General features: G+C 65.0%; 1 pseudogene. It reads right to left on the reverse strand.

Annotated elements, in window-relative coordinates:
• Window positions 1-440 (reverse strand): annotated as a pseudogene (locus tag VR44_RS17240) (ABC transporter substrate-binding protein); the annotation flags it as partial.

Below are 440 nucleotides of genomic sequence, written 5' to 3' on the forward strand. Positions count from 1 at the left end.
GGCCTCGACGACGTCCGCGTGCTCCTTGAGGAACTTCTGGGACACGATGACGTTGGTGATCACGAACTTGTTCTCGGGCCACAGGTCTCGTCGAGGAGGACGGAGCCGCCGTCGGAGACGAGCTTGGAGGCGGTGGGCTCGGGGACCCAGGCGCCGTCGATGGAGCCCTGCTTGAAGGCGTCCGGGGTGACCTTGTTGTCGGTGCGGACCACGGAGACGTCGCCCTTGCCGGACTCGGGGTCGACCGTCCAGCCCTTCTCGGAGATCCAGTTGAGGAACGCGACGTCCTGCGTGTTCCCCTTCTGCGGGGTGGCGATCTTCTTGCCCTTGAGGTCGTCCAGGGTCTTGATCTTGTCCGGGTTCACGACCAGCTTGACGCCGCCGGAGGCGGAGCCGGAGATGATCCGCAGGTTGGAGCCCTTGGACTTGACGTAGCCGTT

This window comes from Streptomyces katrae (genome assembly GCF_000966975.1).
Classification (GTDB): Bacteria; Actinomycetota; Actinomycetes; order Streptomycetales; family Streptomycetaceae; genus Streptomyces; species Streptomyces katrae.